Below are 18,390 nucleotides of genomic sequence, written 5' to 3'. Positions count from 1 at the left end.
CCGGAATAGGCTTAAACCCGTAGAAATAACCTTATAATCACTTGACAATTAGATGCTGATTCGCAACAAGCTGATGCTTCGCTTTACGCTGCTGGTGCTTGGGATTCAACTCGGCTTCTCCGCGTTTATTTATTACTTCAACGCCCACACCCGGGCCCAACGGTTTGAGTTTCGCCTGGCCAGCAGCGGCACGGTGGCGGGGCGGGTGCTGATGCGTACCCACAAGCTGGAAGCGGGCATGCTCGGCCGTTTGCGCCGCAGCGACCTGCTCACGCTGCCCCGCGAGCAAATCAGCATCTACGGTCCCGACAACACCCTTCGCTACAGCTCCGCCGATAGCATCGACCAAACCGTTAACCGGGCCCGCTTGGGGCAGCTCGTGCCGGGCCGGTTGGTGTCCTTCCCCCGGGAAGGCCGACGCGAAACGGTAGGGCTAGTGTTTTCGGAACCGTCGAGTCCCGACCAGTACCGCATTCTAGTGTCGGCCGAAGACCGGGTGGGCTGGGCGCAACTGCGGCAGCTGGGGTTGCTCTTGCTGCTAAGCAACGTGGGCGCACTGGCCGTCACAGTGCTGGCGGGCTGGTTGTTTGCGGGTTCGGCGCTGCGGCCCGTGACTCGGATCAGCCGGCAGGCGGGGCGCATTTCGGCCACTAGCCTGGGGCGGCGGCTGTCCGAAGGCAACGGGCGCGACGAACTCGCCCAACTCGCGAAAGTCATCAATACCATGCTGGCCGGGCTGGAGCAGGCCTTTGAGGCGCAGAAAAGCTTCCTTTCGCACGCCTCCCATGAGCTGCGCACCCCCCTTACTACGCTGACGGGCACCCTGGAAACAGCGCTCGAATACGATACCACTTTGCCCGAAGCCCGCCAGAGCTTAGAACAGAGCCTGGAAGCCGCCCGCCGCCTTAGCGCGCTTACCAACGGCTTACTGAACCTAGCCAAAGTGGATGGGGCCCTGCCCGCCTTTGTGCCCGTGCGCCTCGACGAATGCGTGAACGAGGCCCTGACCTTGGTGCGGGGCCGGTACCCGGGCCGGGAATGGCGCCTGGCCTTCGGGACGCTGCCCACCGACACCGAGGCCGACCTATTTATGCTGGCTGGCAACGCCGACTTGCTAACTACGGCCCTGCTCAACCTACTCGACAATGCCGGCAAGTACTCCGCGGGGCCGGTACGCACGGAAATAACGTACGCGGCTAGTAACTGGCTGTGCGTGCGCATCACCGACGCGGGCCCTGGCCTCTCGCCCGAGGAACTACACCAGATCTACGAGCCCTTGTACCGGGCAGCAGGGGCCATGGGGCGGCCGGGCTACGGCCTCGGGTTGCCGCTCACCCGGCGCATTGTGCTGCGCCACGGGGGCCAGCTGGAAATCACCTCGGCGCCCGGTCAGGGCACTACGGCCACGGTATTGCTGCCCGCTTCTCCCCTGTAGTTCTTCCCTTTTTGCGCCCGACTAAAGGGCTGGATTGCGCGGCTGAGGCTGCGCAATCCAGCCCTTTAATTTTTTCTAATTCCATTCTCATCTCATTCTTAAGTCGGGACGAGTCCTTTACGGCACTTTCACCTGGCTCCTGCTGCCCTGTTTCCAATGCGCTGCACCTCCCGGTTTACCACGCTCGCCGTCCTGCTGCTCGCCGTTGCCCTGGCTCTTTCGCTTGGGCTCAACGGGCTGCTGCTTACTTCCCGGCTGGAAATCTTCCCGGCCGAACACAGCGAAGAATTGGCCGAGGCGACGGCCGATTTGCACCTCACGCAGCAGTTGCTAGCCCATTGCCAGATCCAACAGCAGCAGCAGGACAGCTTACTCTTGTTGCTGCGTCCCCAGAGCCGCAACTCGGCTTTGGCCGAGCGTTAATACACTCCACCTCCATGAACTCACGTACTTCCAAACCGCTTGCATTCATTTCCCCCGAGGGGATTCTAGGTTTTCACTTTCGGCAGGCGCTGCTGGTCGCGGCTTGCGCGGCCGGAGTCAGTGGCTGTTCGGTCGACGGCAAAGACCGAGGCCCCGTAGCTACCCCGGACGTGCGGCCAGTGGTAGCGCTGAAAACCGCGGAGCAAGACCTGTTCCACGACTACGTGGCCGACGTGCAGGCGGTGCGCAACGTGGAAGTGCGGGCCCAGGTGGCGGGGTTTTTGGAACGCATTTACGTGGATGAAGGCCGTCCGGTGAAGAAGGGCCAACCGTTGTTTCAACTCAACGCCAGTGCCTACCGCAACCAGCTCAGTCAGGCCCAAGCGGCGCTGGCCAGCGCGCAAGCCCAAGCCGGCGCCGCCGACGTGGAGCGCGAGCGAGTGCAATTGCTAGCTGCCAAGAACATCGTTGCCAAAACCGAATTGACCCTGGCGGCCAACAAAGTGAAAGACGCCCGGGCCCGGGTGGCGCAGGCGCAGGCTGGAGTAGCCGCGGCCCGCCTGAGCTTGGACTACACGCTGGTGCGCGCCCCTTTCGACGGAATTATTGACCGTATCCCTTTGAAAATGGGTAGCCTAGTAGAAGAAGGTACCTTGCTAACTACGGTTTCCGATTTGCACGAGGTGTACGCCTACTTCAACGTGGGCGAAGGCGAGTATTTGCAGTACCTGAAGGCTCGGCAGCAGTACCCCGACCGGCATTCCGACTCGGTGCGTTTGACCTTGGCCGACAACTCGTTGTATCCGCAGGCGGGCCACATCGAAACCACCGAAAGCGAGTTCAACCCCAACACCGGCTCGCTGGCGTTCCGGGCGCGGTTTGCCAACCCGCAGGGGCTGCTCAAGCACGGCGCCTCGGGCCGGATTCGCCTGACTACTACGTTGCCGGCGGCGCTGCTGCTGCCCCAGAAGGCGGTGTTTGAAATCCAGGACAAAAACTACGTGTACGTGGTGGACCAAGCCAATACCGTGCACATGCGCAACTTCGTACCCCAAACCCGAACCGGGGATTTTTACGTGGTTAAAGAAGGTTTGAAGCCCGGCGAGCGAATCGTGTACGAAGGCGCCAACAGCCTGAAGAACGGCCAGCAGATCAAGCCCCGCTCCGTTTCCCTCGACTCGCTGCTGGCGGCGCGCTAACCGCCTTGTTCGGTCCGGGCTGAGGGGGCTGCCAGCGGACTTTTGCTGGCGCTGACGGCCCCGCCCGCCTACTCCTTTCCACCTATTTGCAGACCGCCTAGCGCGTCTGCTTGCTGCCCTATGTTCGATATATTCATTCGCCGGCCCATTCTGTCGCTGGTTATTTCGGTGTTTCTGGTGCTGCTGGGTATGCTGGCCCTCTTTACGCTGCCCATCACTCAATTCCCCGACATCGTGCCGCCCTCCGTAACCGTGACGGCCAAGTACACCGGGGCCAACGCTGAAGTGTGCGCTAAAGCCGTGGCCACGCCCCTAGAGCGGGCCATCAACGGCGTGCCGGGCATGACCTATATGAACTCGGTGAGCTCCAACAACGGCGTTACGCTGATTACCGTGTTTTTCCAGGTGGGCACCGACCCCGATTTGGCCGCCGTGGGCGTGCAGAACCGGGTAACCACCATTCTCGACGAGCTGCCGGAAGAAGTTATCAAGGCTGGCGTGACCACCGAGAAAGAGGTGAACTCGATGTTGCTCTACCTCAACATCACCAGCGACGACAAAGCGGCCGGCGAGAAATTCATCTACAACTTCGCCGATATCAACGTGTTGCAGGAGCTCAAGCGCATTGATGGGGTGGGCTTCGCTGAAATCATGGGCTCCCGCGAGTACTCGATGCGGGTGTGGCTCAAGCCCGACCGCATGGCCGCCTACGACGTGGGCACCGACGAAATAGTGGAGGCCATCCGCAGCCAGAACGTGGAGGCAGCCCCCGGTAAATCCGGTGAAAGCTCGGGCTCGAACACGCCCCACGCCATGCAGTACGTGCTGCGCTACTCCGGCAAGTTCTTCGAGCCCGAGCAGTACCGCAACCTGGTGGTGCGCGCCAACGCCGACGGCTCGGTACTGCGCCTGCGCGAGGTGGCCGACGTGGAATTTGGCTCGCTCACCTACAGCATGGCCTCGAAAACCGACGGACGGCCCTCGGCGGCCATCATGCTCAAGCAGCGTCCCGGCTCGAATGCCTCCGAGGTGATTGCCAACGTGAAAACGCGCATGGCCGAGTTGCAGGAAACCAGCTTTCCGCCCGGCATGAAGTACAGCATTGCCTACGACGTGTCGCGCTTTCTCGACGCCTCTATTCACGAGGTGCTGCGCACGCTGGTGGAAGCTTTCTTGCTGGTATTCGTGATTGTATATCTGTTTTTGCAGGACTGGCGCTCCACCCTCATTCCGGCCCTGGCCGTGCCCGTCGCCCTGATTGGCACCCTGTTTTTCATGCAGACCCTAGGCTTCTCGATCAACCTGCTGACCTTGTTTGCCTTGGTGCTGGCCATCGGGATTGTGGTTGATAACGCCATTGTGGTGGTGGAAGCGGTGCACGCCAAAATGCAGGAAAAGCACCTGCCGGCGCGGGCCGCCACGTTCGAGGCTATGGGCGAAATCAGCTCTTCCCTGATTGCCATAACCCTGGTAATGTCGGCGGTGTTCATCCCGGTTTCCTTTATGGACGGGCCGGTGGGCGTGTTCTACCGACAGTTCTCGCTGACCTTGGCCATTGCCATTGTGATTTCGGGGGTGAATGCCGTCACCCTCACCCCGGCCTTGTGCGCGCTGCTGCTCAAGCACGATGCTACTACGCCGCGCCAGGGGCTGATGGGTCGGTTCTTTGCCGGCTTCAACCGCCGCTACGAGGCCCTGGCCGGTGGCTACCAGCGCTTGCTTACAGTGGTGGCCGGGCGCCGCACCATCACGCTATTGGTGCTGGCCGGCTTTTTCGCGGCTACGTGGGGCGTGAGCCGGGTGCTGCCCGCGGGCTTCATTCCGACCGAAGACCAGGGCATGGTGTACGTGAACGTCACGACCCCTGCCGGGGCCACCGTAGAGCGCACCGAAGCCGTGCTGGACGAAGTGCAGCGGATTGCCAGTGCCCTCAAGCCCGTGGAATCGGTATCGACGCTGGCTGGCTACAGCTTGGTGAACGAGGTGGCCGGGTCCAGCTACGGCATGGGCATGATCAACCTCAAGGCCTGGGACGAGCGCGAGCAGTCGGTGGCCGATTTCATTGCCGAGCTGGAAGAGAAAACCAAGAACATCAGTGACGCCGACATTCAGTTTCTGCCGCCGCCTACGGTGCCTGGCTTCGGCAACTCCAGCGGCTTCGAGCTGCGTTTACTTGATAAATCGGGCACCGGCGACCTGCAAAAAACCGCCGAAGTATCACAAACTTTCCTGACGGCGCTGCGCGCGGATGCAGCCATCGGTGGGGCCTTCACCAGCTTCGACCCCAACTTCCCGCAGTACTTAATTCACGTCGACCAAGACATGGCGGCCAAGAAAGGCGTGACCATTGATAAGGCCATGAGCACCCTGCAAACCCTAATGGGCAGCTACTACGCCTCCAACTTCATCCGCTTCGGGCAGATGTACAAGGTGATGCTGCAAGCCGGCCCCGAGTACCGCGGGCGGCCCGAGGATTTGCTGGCCTTGCACGTGAAAAACGACCGGGGCGAAATGGTGCCCTTCTCCACCTTCGTGCGGTTGGAGCGGGTGTTCGGCCCTGATCAGTTGACCCGCTACAACATGTACACCTCGGCCATGCTCAACGGCGACTCGGCCCCCGGCTTCAGTTCCGGCGACGCCATTACGGCCATCGAAAAAGTGGCCGCCGAGGTGCTGCCCCGCGGCTACGACTACGAGTGGAGCGGCATGACCCGCGAGCAGATTCTGAGTGGCGACCAAGCCCTGTACGTATTCGGCGTAGTGCTGATTTTCGTGTACCTGCTGCTGGCCGCGCAGTACGAAAGTTTGCTGCTGCCGCTGCCCGTGCTCCTAAGCCTGCCGACCGGGGTGTTTGGCGCCTTTCTCAGCCTCAAGCTGCTCGGGCTGGAAAACAACATCTACGCTCAGGTGGCTTTGGTAATGCTGGTGGGTTTGCTCGGGAAGAACGCCATTCTGGTCATCGAGTTTGCCGAGCAGCGCCGCCGGGCCGGGGCTGCCGTGCTGACCGCCGCCGTGGAAGGGGCCGTTTCGCGTCTGCGCCCCATTCTGATGACCTCGTTTGCCTTCGTGGCGGGCTTGATTCCGCTGGTTGTGGCCAGTGGGGCCGGGGCGTTGGGCAACCGCTCCATTGGCACGGCGGCGGCGGGCGGCATGCTGGTGGGCACCTTGTTTGGCATGGTGCTGATTCCGGGCTTGTACGTGCTGTTCGCCTCGTTCGAGAAAAGCAAAAACCTCGCGCCCGCGGAAAAACCAGTGGCCCCCGTGGCCAAGCAAGCGGAACTGGTAACGCACTAGCGGCAGCCCCACGCTTGCGCCCGGTTTTCCCGCGGCTTCACTTAATCTATTCTCGCTTATGCGTTTGCTTTTGTATATGCTGACGGGTACGCTGCTGCTGGCCACTAGCTGCCGGGTGGCAGCTCCTGACCAGCCCGCGGCCAGTCCGGCCCTGCCTTCATCTTTCCAGCACGCCTCCAAGGTGAGTTCCCAACCCGCCCCCCTCGACACGCTCGACGCCGGACGAAAATCGTGGCGGCAGTTCTTTCAGGACCCCGCCCTGACCGCGCTTATTGACACGGCCCTGCGGCAAAACCTGGATGTGCGGGTGGCCTTGCAGCGGGTGGAAGTGGCCCGCGCCCAATACCTGGCCCGGCGCGGGGCGTTGCTGCCGGTCGTGTCGGGGGCAGCTTCGGCTGGCGCCGACCGTTTCGGCCGCTACACCCTCAACGGCGTGGGCAACTTCGACACCAACCTTTCCCCCAACATCGAGGGCCAGCAGCGCATTCCGGGGCCCGTGACGCCGGACTTGTTTGTGGGTTTGCGCAGTTCCTGGGAGTTGGACATTTGGGGCAAGTTGCGCCAGCGTCGCCGGGCCGCGTACCTGCGGGTACTCGGTTCCGAGCAGGGCCGCAACCTAGTGGCAACCACCGTCGTGGCTGAAGTGGCCCGCCTCTACTACGAGCTGCTCACGGCCGACAACCAGCGGGCCGTGCTCGAGCGCAACTTAGCCTTGCAGCGCGAAGCCCTGGGGCTGATTCGGGTGCAGAAGCAGGCGGGCCGGGCCACCGAGCTGGCCGTGCAGCAGTTCGCCGCCCAGCTCGCGCGCACCGAAAGCCTTTCCTACGAAGCCCGCCAGCGCGTGACGGAAGCGGAAACCAGCCTCAACCAGCTGCTTGGGCGCTACGCCCAACCCATCACCCGCGGCCAAGCCCTGCCCGCCCAAACGCTGCCCACCCGCCTCAGCGCTGGCGTGCCGTCCACGGCGCTGTTGCGCCGCCCCGACGTGCGCGAAGCCGAACTCACGCTGCAAGCTACCCGCGCCGACGTGGATGCCGCTCGGGCCGCCTTTCTACCCTCGCTCACGCTCACGCCCTACATCGGCTTTCATGCGTTCCGGCCCGAAGCGCTGTTCAACCCCGCTTCGCTCGCCTACGGGGCCCTGGCAGGCTTAACGGGTCCGTTGCTGAACCGGGCGCAATTCAAGGCCGAATACCGCCAAGCCGTGGCCGGTAACTACGAGGCTTATTACCGTTACCACCAGGCGCTGCAAACTGGTTTTCGCGAAGTGGTAACGGGCTTGCAGGGATTGGAAAACTACCGCGCTTCGGCCGTTGCCCGCCAGCAGGAAGTGAATCTGCTGACGGAAGCCGTGGCCACTTCCCGGGAATTGTTTGTGGCCGGCTACGCGACATATCTAGAAGTGATTACCGCTCAGCGCAGCGTACTCGAAGCCGAGCTAAGTTTAGCCGAGGCGCGCCAGGCGCAGTTGCTCCAAAGCGTAACGCTGTACCGCGCGCTCGGCGGCGGCTGGCAGTAGGCCGGCACAAACTGCCTTTGCTTACGCCAGCCAGGTGTTGATGGCCAGAGCGGAGAGAAGTATTGCCATACCGTAGCTCCACCTTGACGGGACGGATTTATTCGCGTCCGGCCGAGGTGGGGTTACTGCTTTGTGAGGCTGCCTACAAGGAGGAAGTGGATACAGCCCGTGATAATGGGGCGCTCATCATTTCTCATTCCCTTCTCATCTCATTCTCATGATGGGGTTGGTTCTTTACTAAACCCGAGCAGCATGGTGCTGCACGTCAACAAGTAGCAACCCCTACTTGCTGCTCGGTCTCCGCGCTCCCACCTTCTAACTCCTTTTGCCATGAACACTATTTGGGTAACCAACGCTGATTACGCCCGCCTGCACCTGTTGGTGCTCTCGCACCGCCTGCAGTTCGGCAACGGCGCCGTGGAAGCCTTGAACCACGAGCTGCGCCGCGCCGAGAGGGTATCCGCCACCGACATTCTGCCCGACGTTGTGACGATGAACTCCCGGGTGCGGCTGCGCGACCTGCACAGCGACGCGCAATTGGAAATCACCCTGGTCTACCCGCAGTATGCCGACGTGAAAGCCGGCAAAATCTCGATTCTGGCACCCGTGGCCACGGCCGTACTCGGCTGCCGCGTCGGTGACCAGGTGACGTGGCCTCTGCCCACGGGACAGGCTACGTATTGGCTGGAAGCCATCTTGTATCAGCCCGAGGCTACCGGCGACTTTTCCAACTAAGTTTCAGTACCTTATCACCTACTAGCAACTGCACCATAAAGGAAGTGCCGCGGCGCCCCTTGTTCGGTAACGCGCCGATTCTACCCGTCTCGCTGGCCGAGACACCGGCGCGCCGGCCGCCTTTTCCTCCTCGCTTACTTTACCTGCTTCACCCATGTACGATTTAGAGGCCTTTACGCACGTCGATACGTGGATTAGCCTGCTGACCTTGACGTTGATGGAAATCGTGCTCGGCATCGACAACATCATCTTCATCTCCATCATGGTCAACCGCCTGCCCGTAGCCGAGCAGAAGCGGGGCCGCACCATCGGGCTGCTGCTGGCTTTAGTGTTTCGGCTAGGGCTGCTGATGAGTATTTCCTGGATTGTGGGCTTGCGGGCCGCCCTGTTCACCTTGACGCTGCCTTGGTTGAGTGCCCCGTTCCCCGTTAGTGGCCGCGACTTGATATTGCTGGCCGGGGGCTTGTTTCTCATCTACAAAAGCACGACCGAGATTCACACCAAGCTACAAGGTGAAGAGGAATCGGCGCAGGCCGGAGGCAATACCGCCAAGGCACTTTCGCAGGTGATTACACAAATTATCCTTATTGACCTCGTGTTCAGCTTCGACTCCATCCTGACTGCCGTCGGCCTGGTCGACAACGTGCTGGTGATGATGATAGCGGTAGTTGTTTCGATGGGCATTATGCTGGCCTTCAGTGGCGTGGTAGCCGACTTCGTGAACCGCCATCCCACCATCAAGATGCTGGCCCTTTCGTTCCTGATTATGATTGGCTTGATGCTGGTCATGGAAGCGGCGCACCAGCACCTCGATAAAGGCTACCTGTACTTTGCCATGGCTTTCTCGCTGCTGGTTGAAATGCTCAACATTCGGCTGCGCCGTAAGGTCAAGGCCCCGCCGGTGCAGTTGCGCGAAACCCAATATGAATAGGTCCGCGCCGTGAGTGACCAAGACCAATTAAATCACTTTGCTCCAGCCACCATGAAAAATCTATTGATTCTCCTCGCCATTGTATTCGTTGCCATCGGGTCGTGGTCTTTTTATCCCAAAGCCTCGGCAACAACCGGTTATATGGCTGTAATTGGCAGCGGACGGCCCGGCAAAACTAGGTCTGCCGAAATCACCATCCTGTACCCCGACGGCCGGCGGACCGTTCAGGAGCTCTCGAAAATAAAAGTATCGAACGAGGGTCCAAGTGCAGCAGGCGCATTAGAAATTCACCACGCCGAACTGCAGGCGGTTAACAAGCTTTACGCGCAAGGGTGGAAGCTGGTACACGTGGTGCAAAGCACGGTAGGAGCCGGGGCCTCGACGGAAACGGTGTATCTATTGGAAAGGCGGTGACCTATGAGGTGACCTAACTAAGCCGGCTCACGACCACCGGGTACAAGGTAACGCAGCGCCTGGTGCTGTCCCGCTAAGGCGGCGGCGCAAAGTCGGCGCGGACGGCGCGCTACCCGCCCCCTAGGCTTGTCTTCTGGGTTCTCCGGCACGGTTGCAGCGAGCTTTAGGAAGGATTTTATAAGGACGTCGGTCATGCCAGAATAGCGCCGCGGGTAAGTTGCTGCTTGCCCTCCCCATCTCTTCGCGTCTGCTGCGCCAGACCCACCTGACGCTGCTCAGCAGCGGACGCGGCGAGTATAACGAGCATAAGCAGCCGGGCGAGTTAAGGCGGAGCCAAAAGTGGATTGGGGGCAACAGCTTGGCGGATGCCGCTTTCATCCCGCCCCACGACAAGTTGGTAGCGGAACGCATGGGCGACTTGGAGAACTTCCTGCACAACGACGACATCCACGTGCCGGCGCTTATCCGCATTGGCATGGCGCACTACCAGTTCAGAACCATTCACCCGTTTCTCGACGGCAATGGCTGCATCGGGCGCTTGCTCATCACTCTCTACCTTGTAAGCGAAGGCATCCTGAACCAGCCCCTGCTTTATCTATCGGCCTACTTCGAGAAAAACAAAAACCTTTATTACGACAATCTGACGCTCGTACGCCAGAAAAGCGACTTGGTGCAGTGGCTTAAATACTTTTTGGTTGGCATCGAGCAAACCGCCGCCCAGGCCGTGCAGACCCTTTCGACCTTCTTGACTCTAAAGCTGACCATGGAGCGGGTTATTCACGACACTTTCAGCACGCGGGCGCCCGCCGCGCTGCGCCTGCTGCAAGCCCTGTTTGCCAAACCCGTTACTACCGTCGAGCAGGCTGCCCTTACTTGCGAGCTCAGCTACAGGGCAGCCAACCAGCTAGTGGCCCGGCTGCGAGAGCAGGGCTACCTCAAAGAAATTACCGGCCTAAGTCGCAACCGCATTTTCGTGTTTGAGCCTCACCTCAAGGCGTTCGACTATGGGTAACGCATAAGGGCTATATGTTTCAAAATCCGGCTTGTTATCCAGCTATTAGTGCGTTTTTTTTGGGCGAAGAGACGGCTTGTCGGGTCATAGAATCAGTTGGCACCGACAGGGTAGTGCTATCACTTCGGCACTACTGCCAGCTAGCATGCATCACCTGTTTGGGCTGCCCAAAAGATCGGGGACAAGCGGTACTGGCGTGGCTTCCATACTGCTCGCTCACCAGCGGCCTAGTAGGGGCAGAACTCCAAGGTTATCAATTTTCACGTTTCGCTTCTTGGACTGCTCTTCTGAATCAACTGGAGTTAGGAAGTAGGGCCATAAAGAGAACGGGATTTAGTTTATTGGCCCTACCTTTCTGACCTTCTGGGAGGTCTTTCAGTGAGTAGACATCAGCCTGCGCAAAGCGCTGGGGGCATTGGCGGCCCTCCCAGGGGGCACGGCTAAGTGAGCGAGGTAGGGAGTTGGGGAATAAAGAGGGAAATCCTCCGACTCGGTGATCAGGTAGCGTGAACGCTGCTGATAGGCTGCCATGCCCTGTCAGCGTAAGGAGGGACGATAGTTTTACACGTCCCTTAACACCGGTAACAGAGAATAGCGCAAACGAATGTTTACCCACTAGCTGGACTGTTAAGCAGGTTAATGCTTGTTTAACAAGGCCGTAAGATGGGAAAACAAACGAGACCATACCGGAGCCGGAGAGGTTGCCCGAGTTGTTTAACAACCTCCACCTAACCCTTTCTGTACTTGTACCGCATGAGCACCACCCTCTCTTCTCTCGTTGACTTACAGTTGAAAGGCTTCAAGGTGTACGAGAAAAACCTGACGCTGCAGTCGGCGGATCAGCTCCGGCTGGCGGCGCAGATCTTCAGCCGGCGCGACTACTATAAAGTGCTCTTGCTGGAGAGCCAGTGTCGGCTTCACTACGCCCACCAACGCGTGGAGCTCGACGGGCCGTACCTGTTCTTTACCAATCCGCATATTCCCTATTCGCTGGAGTTGCGCTCGGACCGGCTGCACGCCTACGCCTGCTTGTTTACCGAGGAGTTTGTCAAAGTTGCTGACCGGTCGGAAAGCTTGCAGCAGTCGCCCCTGTTTCGCCTTGGCAGCCCCCCGCTCTTTAAACTCCCGGCCTCCCAAGCGGACTACGTCAGGGGCATCTTTGACAAGATGCTAACCGAACAGGCCGGCGACTATCCCTTCAAGGGCGACCTGATTCGCACCTATGTGCACTTACTCCTGCACGAGGCGCTGCACCTGCAGCCGGCAAATCCGGTTTGGCTGCCGCAGAACGCGGCGACCCGCCTGACCTCGCTGTTTCTGGAACGGCTCGAGCGCCAGTTTCCAATCGAGCTGCCGACGCAGCAGCTGGCCCTCAAAACGCCGCAGGAATTTGCCGACCGGTTGGCCGTGCAGGTCAATCACCTCAACAAAGCCGTCAAGCAGGTGACGGGCAAGCCGACGAGTGCCCACATTGCCGGCCGCATCCTGGACGAGGCCAAGGCGCTGCTGCACCACACCGACTGGAGCGTGGCCAGCATTGCCTATTGCCTCGGCTTCGAGTACCCGACCTACTTCAATACCTTTTTTAAGAAGCACACCGGCCGTACGCCCCTGTCCCTGCGCCGCAAGGTCTAGGCCAGGCGCGCGGTTCCCGCTGACCCGTCGGCGCACCAGAGCCGGTTGGGTTGAGGTGGCGGTGGCGGTCGGGAAGGGGTAGTGCTGGCCTGTTTTGTATACTTTTTCGATTGATTTCAGTTACCTGCCCGTGGGAGTAAGCCCGGACCTTTGCGTCTGTAGTTTATCATTCAGAACAAGGAGTCAGATGGAAAGCAACCACCAGCAGTACCACGACCTAGCCGGGAAAACGGCGTTGGTCACGGGCGGCACCAAAGGCATTGGCAAGGCCATTGCCGACAAATTAAGCCAGGCCGGCGCCCATGTGATCATCACCGCCCGTCAGCAGCCGGCAGAGACCCGTTCGGCTCATCAGTTCCTCGAAGCCGATCTAACCAAGCCGGAGCAGGTAGACCAGCTGGCCCAAGCCATCCACGACACGTATGGCGGCCTGGATATCCTAGTCGACAATATGGGGGGCGTGACGGCGCCCGGGGGGGGCTTTAGTCGCTTAACGGACCAGGATTGGGAGCAGGAATTGCAATTTAACTTGCTGGCGACCATTCGGCTGGACCGCGCGCTCGTACCCCACATGCTGGCGCAGAAAAGCGGGGTGATTATTCACATTTCGTCGGTGGCGGGGGTGAAGCCCGTGTGGTCTCACAATTTGGCCTATGCCGTCTCCAAAGCAGGGCTCAATGCCTATAGCAAAGCCCTCTCAAATGAACTGGCCCCCCACGGCGTACGCGTGCTGACCGTTTCGCCCGGGGCGACCAACACGCCCCTGATGCAGGGACTCGTTCAGAAAGTTGCGGCCACTGCCGGCCTGAGCGCAGAGGAAGCCTTTCAGCAAATGGCAGCGCAAGCGGGCGGCATCCCCATGGGGCGCATGGCGGAGCCGGAAGAAATTGCGTCGCTGGTTCATTTTCTGGTTTCCCCCGCCGCGTCCTACTTGACCGGCGCCAACTATTTGATTGACGGGGGTACTGTGCCCGTGGTGTAAAGTTGCGTAAGGAATGCCCGCAGCAGGGGTACCCGGCGCCCCTGCTGTAAACGGGAGACAGTCAGCCAGCGGGGCATAAAACCGCTGGTTTAGTTGAACATAGTTTTCCGCTAAGTCAGCGATTTATTGTAAATACTAGAATTATTTCTCGCGCCTAATAGCAACATTTGGAGTTATTATTGTCTAATTCATTTACCTCTTGCTAAAACCTGCCACGTTGTTTGGCATATTGCGCTAGGCCAATTCGATAGTTATCCGAACATGCGCCTTGCGCGTGGCGCCTTAACGCCGGCTGCTCGGCCTTTCGCAAAGAAATTTCACCGTTAACTGAATTAGAGCAGCTATTAATACAGTAACCCTGCCTAGGCCCCCAACTTTGTGCTATCAAGGCCAAGGCACTGATCTATACCGCTGGTTGATCTGCTACTACATCTCTTCCACTGCCAGTTGCAACAGATATTGCGTGGCGTATGGTCAGCTGATCAACGTTTACCAAGCCTCCTTGATGGCATCCCGGCAATTACCAGTGCAGGCAGTGCGGGCCCTCACGTTCGAAGACTTCACAAAACGAATCGAGGGGTATCAAGCGAATATAGGGTGCACCTTAGCTTGGGTTCTGTTTCACCTGATCGAAGACGAAATCTACCACCGGAGCCAGATACGTTTGATCCGCAAGCTCCACAAAGAATACCAGAGCTAGCCCACCCGTGGAAAAGCTGGCTGCTTGTGGCTGACGTTTTCTGCTAGGGTACTTCGACAACGACAAACAGTAAACATGCGCATTTCGCTGCTTCTTTAGAGCAATGCCTCAACGGCTCGCCCTTTATCAAGTCAGCTATAGTTTACTGCAAGCCCCGGTACATTATGCCGGGGCTTTTTAATATTTAAGGCGGCTCTTTGCCGAGGAAGGCTTTTTAAATGCGCCGCGAAAATCCGTCCGGGAAAAGTTAGAATCCCGTTGGCGAAAGTTGGGCGAGGAGGGGCACTCTAGCTTTGCACCTAGTTAACTAACAGCTAGATAGATCCCTTTTCTCCAACTATGAATTCAACTTTGAGTGCTCTCAGGCTAGTGGCCTTAAGCTCGCTCGTGGCCCCGGGGGCCGCGGGTGCCCAGGGTCTGGCCCCAACGAGCCACCATACGCTCACGCTGCACACCGGCGCCGTGCTGCACACCGTGCACGACCGCAACGCCAGTCCGCTTGCTTACCAAGGGCAGCTCGCGCAAGTAGGCGTTTCTTATCAGCACCGCACCTTCCAAAGCGAGTGGTTTGTGGGCGCCCGTGCCGCCCACGGTGCGTTTTACGCCAAAGCCTATCCCGACCGGATGGTATACTTCGGCGATACGCCCGTACCCTTACGCGACAACCTCACGACGGCCAGTGGGCAGGTACACTACCTGCGGCGCTTCGCGACTTTTGAAGCCGGTGAAGTGCTGGTTGGCGGCGGCCTGCAACAGCTGCTGCACTACCCGCAGAGCGAGCCACACGCGAGCATGACCAGCATCACGTCGGTGCCGGTGGTGGCCCAGCTGCGCTACGCGCTGGGTTCGAAAATGGTGCTGGAAGCGCAGGGCCAGTACGCGCTGGCTGGTCTTATCACGCGGCTGCCCTGGCACAGTTCCCTTTCGCGGCCCGAGGAAACCCGCCAACTCAAGGCTTTCTACCGCCACAACACCCAGCTCGAAGGCGGGCACCGCTTGCAGCAAGCCGCTCTGACGCTAGCGGCCACACATGCTTTTGGTACGCATTGGCAGGCGGGCCTCGGCTATGATTTCAATTTGCTGCGGCACCCCGATCCTCGGCCGCTCACCACCCTTTCGCATAGCCTGAACTTAGCTCTGCGGCTCACTTTTTAACCATGAAGAAAACACTTATTCTTTCTTGTATGCTAGCGCTGGGCACTTTTTCCTCCTGCGAAACTCTAGAGGTCGAGCCCACCGCTACGGCCCAAACCAACTTCAAATTTGTCTGGCAGGAGTTCGATCAGCTCTACGGCGGCTTCGAGGTGAAGGCCGTGGACTGGCTGGCCGTGCAGCGCAACTACCGCCCGCAGCTCACGCCGCAATCCGACAACGCGGACTTGTACCGGGTGCTAACGCACATGCTGGACGAACTCAACGACGGGCACGTGAGCTTGTCCCCGACCGAAGCGCAGTACCCGCGCTACGTGTCGGGCCAGAGCCGCGGGCCGGCGCTCAACCACACCAGCCTGGCGCTGATCAAGGCACGCTACCTCACCGAAAGCCACCTGGCTTCTCCGACCATCACCTACGGCAAACTGCCGGGCAACGTGGGCTACCTCTACCTGTCAGGGCTGGATGAAGACTACCGGAATTACCAGCAAAACCTCGACAACATCCTCCGGGACTTACAGGGCACTAAAGCGCTGGTGCTCGACATCCGCGACAACTCCGGCGGGCGCGACGAGCTAGGTCAGTACGTGGCGGGCCGCTTCGCCGACCAGCGGCGCCTCTACATGAAGTCGCGCAAGCGCAACGGGCCGTTGCACAACCAGTTCACGGCCTGGCAGGAATGGTACGTGCAGCCCACCGGCTCGCGGCAGTACACCAACCCCATCATCCTGCTCACTTCCGACGACACCTTCAGCGCCGGCGAAACCTTTACGCTGGCCCTGAAACGATTGCCTCACGTGCGCCAAGTGGGGATTGCCACCTACGGCGCCTTCTCCGACCGGGTGGAGCGCGACATGCCCAACGGCTGGCGTTTCACCGTGTCGGTGGGCGAGTACCGCGACCACAACGGCGTGAGTTGGGAAGGCCGCGGCCTGACACCCGATGTGGCCGTAGCCAACACCGCCGCCGATCTGGCGGCCGGCCACGACCTTATACTTGAACGCGCGCTGCAACTAGCGCAATAAGCTACTCTCCTTTTTGCAACCTTGATTTTTGTTTTCTGAGGCTATGAAACGTCTGTGCACGCTCTTATTCGCGGCCCTATTCCTAGTGGGCTGCGACCGGGATAATATCGGCCCTAAAGTAAAGGGCGAAGGACCCGTGGTAAGTGAGACCCGGGTAGTTGGCCCAGTGGAAAGCGTAGAAGTAAGCGGCGCCATCGACCTAGCTTTGACGCAAGGCAATCAGCCGGAGCTGCGCGTGGAAGGCCAGCGCAACGTGTTGAACGTGCTGCGTACGCAGGTGATAGGCAAGCGGCTCGCCATCGACTTCGACCGGGTCCGGCTGGGCAAGCACGAGCCGGTAAAAGTGTACCTGACCACGCCCATGCTCACTAGTTTGGGGGCTTCATCGGTTGCGCAGGTTGCCAGTTCCTCGGCCTGGACCGGCAATCAGTTGCACATTGAAACCTCGGGCGCGAGTCACGTCACGCTGGCTTGTCAGGAAATAGGCAGCGTGTTCACCACCATCTCCGGAGCCGGCCAGGTTACGTTGCACGGCACCGCGGCCGAACAAACGGTAAATTTAAGCGGGGCGGGCCAGCTGCGAGCCTTCGACCTCGCGACGCAGACCACTGACGTCACCGTTTCCGGCGCGGGCGAGGCCCGCATCCGCGTTGCAAGGCGGTTGACTGCCCGCATCAGCGGGGGTAGCAAAGTCCGCTACCAAGGTCAGCCCCAGATTAACTCGCAGGTAAGCGGCGCCGGCCAGCTAATCGATGCCAACTAGAACTCTCACTTACTCAAGTCACCCTTCTTATGCTTCTTCATTAAAATGGGTTGTGCCAATCAGTTGAATGTACTTTTCAACCTGACATGTATGGCCCTCAATCGAAAAAACGGCCCTGCTTTGTTGCTCATCGATATCCAGAAAAACTTCCAGGATCTAGCCTATCTGGGGAAACGAGCGCAACCATTCTACCGCCGAACAAAAGGCCGCTATGCTTTTAGCTTACTGGCGGCTCAATCACCTGCCGGTTTTTCACGTGCAGCACAGTTCCGCCAATCCCATTTCACCCTAATGGCCTGGGCAGCCGGGCCATGACAGGGAGGATAGAGGAAGAAACGTAGCGCGCTTAGGCCTTCACCCGGGGCTGGGCAAACGCTTCGGTTACGCCCTTGCTCATTTGCTTGAGCAGTACCCCCGGGGCTAGACGGCTCATGTAGCGCAAGATGCGCGACAGGCCGGGATAGATTTCCAGCCGATCGTGCTGCAGCCCCTCGATGGCTTGCGCAACCACCTTGTCCGGAGCCATGAGCATGCTCTCGGCCATCACGCCGGCAAACGGATCGGCTAGGGGCGTTTTGGCGGCGGGCGCTACCAGTTCAAATACCTTGACCGGCGTGTGTTGCAGTTGTACCCGCAAAGCTTTGGTGTAAGCGCGCAGCCCCGCTTTGGTGCCGCTATAAATCGGCGCCAGCGGAAATGGGGTCATGGCCAGCCCGGACGTCACGTTCAGCAGGGCCGCCGTCTTTTTGGTTTTCAGGTGCGGTAGGAATTGCTGCACCATGCGAATGGGACCCACCAGGTTGATGTCTACCTCCCGGGTGAGGTCGCGCAAATCCAGCGTCGGATCTTGTAGATTGAGCTTGCGCATCTCCCCGGCATTGTTGATGAGCACGTTGAGGGCCGGAAATTCACTGACTACCTGCTGGTAGAGACGCGCTATCGCTTCCGGGTCGCTTACGTCGCTTCGGAAGGTATGCACGCCGGGCAGACGACGTTTGGTTTCGTCGAGCTTGGCTTGGTTGCGGCCCGTGATAAGCACGGTGTTGCCCAACTCCAGTAAGCGAGCCGCAAACGCGTAGCCGAAGCCGCTGGTACCGCCGGTAATGAGAATAGTGTTCTGACGTACGTCCATGAGTTTCTAGAGAAATAATGACCGGGCAAAGGTCCCCCT

The 18,390-nt window shown here is 59.7% G+C and carries 16 protein-coding genes; 15 read left to right on the top strand and 1 reads right to left on the bottom strand.

The window, feature by feature from the left end; translation table 11 throughout:
* Window positions 1–52: 52 nt before the first annotated feature.
* The 15 genes from P1X16_RS20475 (at window position 53) to P1X16_RS20405 (ending at window position 17,534) form a co-directional block, all read left to right on the top strand.
* Complete coding sequence (locus P1X16_RS20475; protein WP_277233108.1) at window positions 53–1,435, top strand: HAMP domain-containing sensor histidine kinase; 1,383 nt, start codon at window positions 53–55, stop codon at window positions 1,433–1,435.
* A gap of 156 nt (window positions 1,436–1,591) precedes the next feature.
* Window positions 1,592–1,858: a hypothetical protein gene (locus P1X16_RS20470; protein WP_277233106.1), complete on the top strand. Its 267-nt coding sequence runs from the start codon at window positions 1,592–1,594 to the stop codon at window positions 1,856–1,858.
* Window positions 1,859–1,872: 14 nt separating this feature from the next.
* Entirely contained in the window at window positions 1,873–3,057 is a 1,185-nt protein-coding gene (locus P1X16_RS20465; RefSeq protein ID WP_277233104.1) for an efflux RND transporter periplasmic adaptor subunit, read from the top strand.
* Window positions 3,058–3,177: 120 nt separating this feature from the next.
* Window positions 3,178–6,351, top strand: coding sequence for an efflux RND transporter permease subunit (locus P1X16_RS20460; protein ID WP_277233101.1), 3,174 nt, complete (start codon window positions 3,178–3,180; stop codon window positions 6,349–6,351).
* Window positions 6,352–6,409: 58 nt separating this feature from the next.
* Window positions 6,410–7,870: an efflux transporter outer membrane subunit gene (locus P1X16_RS20455; RefSeq protein WP_277233099.1), complete on the top strand. Its 1,461-nt coding sequence runs from the start codon at window positions 6,410–6,412 to the stop codon at window positions 7,868–7,870.
* Window positions 7,871–8,200: 330 nt separating this feature from the next.
* On the top strand, window positions 8,201–8,605 hold the full coding sequence (gene rnk, locus P1X16_RS20450) for a nucleoside diphosphate kinase regulator (protein WP_277233094.1): 405 nt from the start codon (window positions 8,201–8,203) through the stop codon (window positions 8,603–8,605).
* Between the two features lie 154 nt (window positions 8,606–8,759).
* Window positions 8,760–9,536, top strand: a complete 777-nt coding sequence (locus P1X16_RS20445) for a TerC family protein (protein WP_277233091.1) — start codon at window positions 8,760–8,762, stop codon at window positions 9,534–9,536.
* A gap of 51 nt (window positions 9,537–9,587) precedes the next feature.
* Window positions 9,588–9,950, top strand: a complete 363-nt coding sequence (locus tag P1X16_RS20440; protein WP_277233089.1) for a hypothetical protein — start codon at window positions 9,588–9,590, stop codon at window positions 9,948–9,950.
* Window positions 9,951–10,167: 217 nt separating this feature from the next.
* Window positions 10,168–10,962 (top strand): Fic family protein, encoded by a 795-nt coding sequence (locus tag P1X16_RS20435; RefSeq protein ID WP_277233086.1) that lies wholly within the window; start codon window positions 10,168–10,170, stop codon window positions 10,960–10,962.
* A gap of 753 nt (window positions 10,963–11,715) precedes the next feature.
* Entirely contained in the window at window positions 11,716–12,597 is an 882-nt protein-coding gene (locus P1X16_RS20430) for a helix-turn-helix domain-containing protein (RefSeq protein ID WP_277233083.1), read from the top strand.
* Window positions 12,598–12,784: 187 nt separating this feature from the next.
* Window positions 12,785–13,579 carry an SDR family oxidoreductase gene (locus tag P1X16_RS20425; RefSeq protein ID WP_277233080.1) on the top strand — a complete coding sequence of 265 codons (795 nt, stop codon included), beginning with the start codon at window positions 12,785–12,787 and terminating at the stop codon, window positions 13,577–13,579.
* Window positions 13,580–14,618: 1,039 nt separating this feature from the next.
* The gene (locus P1X16_RS20420) at window positions 14,619–15,434 is read left to right on the top strand and encodes a hypothetical protein (protein ID WP_277233077.1); all 816 of its coding nucleotides are present in this window, start codon (window positions 14,619–14,621) and stop codon (window positions 15,432–15,434) included.
* Window positions 15,435–15,436: 2 nt separating this feature from the next.
* The gene (locus P1X16_RS20415) at window positions 15,437–16,456 is read left to right on the top strand and encodes a S41 family peptidase (RefSeq protein ID WP_277233076.1); all 1,020 of its coding nucleotides are present in this window, start codon (window positions 15,437–15,439) and stop codon (window positions 16,454–16,456) included.
* A gap of 43 nt (window positions 16,457–16,499) precedes the next feature.
* Window positions 16,500–17,219 carry a head GIN domain-containing protein gene (locus P1X16_RS20410; RefSeq protein WP_277233073.1) on the top strand — a complete coding sequence of 240 codons (720 nt, stop codon included), beginning with the start codon at window positions 16,500–16,502 and terminating at the stop codon, window positions 17,217–17,219.
* A 90-nt stretch (window positions 17,220–17,309) separates the two neighbouring features.
* Window positions 17,310–17,534 (top strand): hypothetical protein, encoded by a 225-nt coding sequence (locus P1X16_RS20405; RefSeq protein ID WP_277233070.1) that lies wholly within the window; start codon window positions 17,310–17,312, stop codon window positions 17,532–17,534.
* 31 nt (window positions 17,535–17,565) lie between these two features.
* On the opposite strand, the gene P1X16_RS20400 is transcribed toward P1X16_RS20405, so the two are convergent.
* Window positions 17,566–18,351: an SDR family NAD(P)-dependent oxidoreductase gene (locus P1X16_RS20400; protein WP_277233068.1), complete on the bottom strand. Its 786-nt coding sequence runs from the start codon at window positions 18,349–18,351 to the stop codon at window positions 17,566–17,568.
* Between the last annotated feature and the right edge of the window lie 39 nt (window positions 18,352–18,390).

This window comes from Hymenobacter sp. YC55, assembly GCF_029433095.1.
Taxonomy (GTDB): domain Bacteria; phylum Bacteroidota; class Bacteroidia; order Cytophagales; family Hymenobacteraceae; genus Hymenobacter.
The sequence above is the reverse complement of the archived record's forward strand: the minus strand, read 5'-3'. Positions and strand labels throughout refer to the sequence as shown.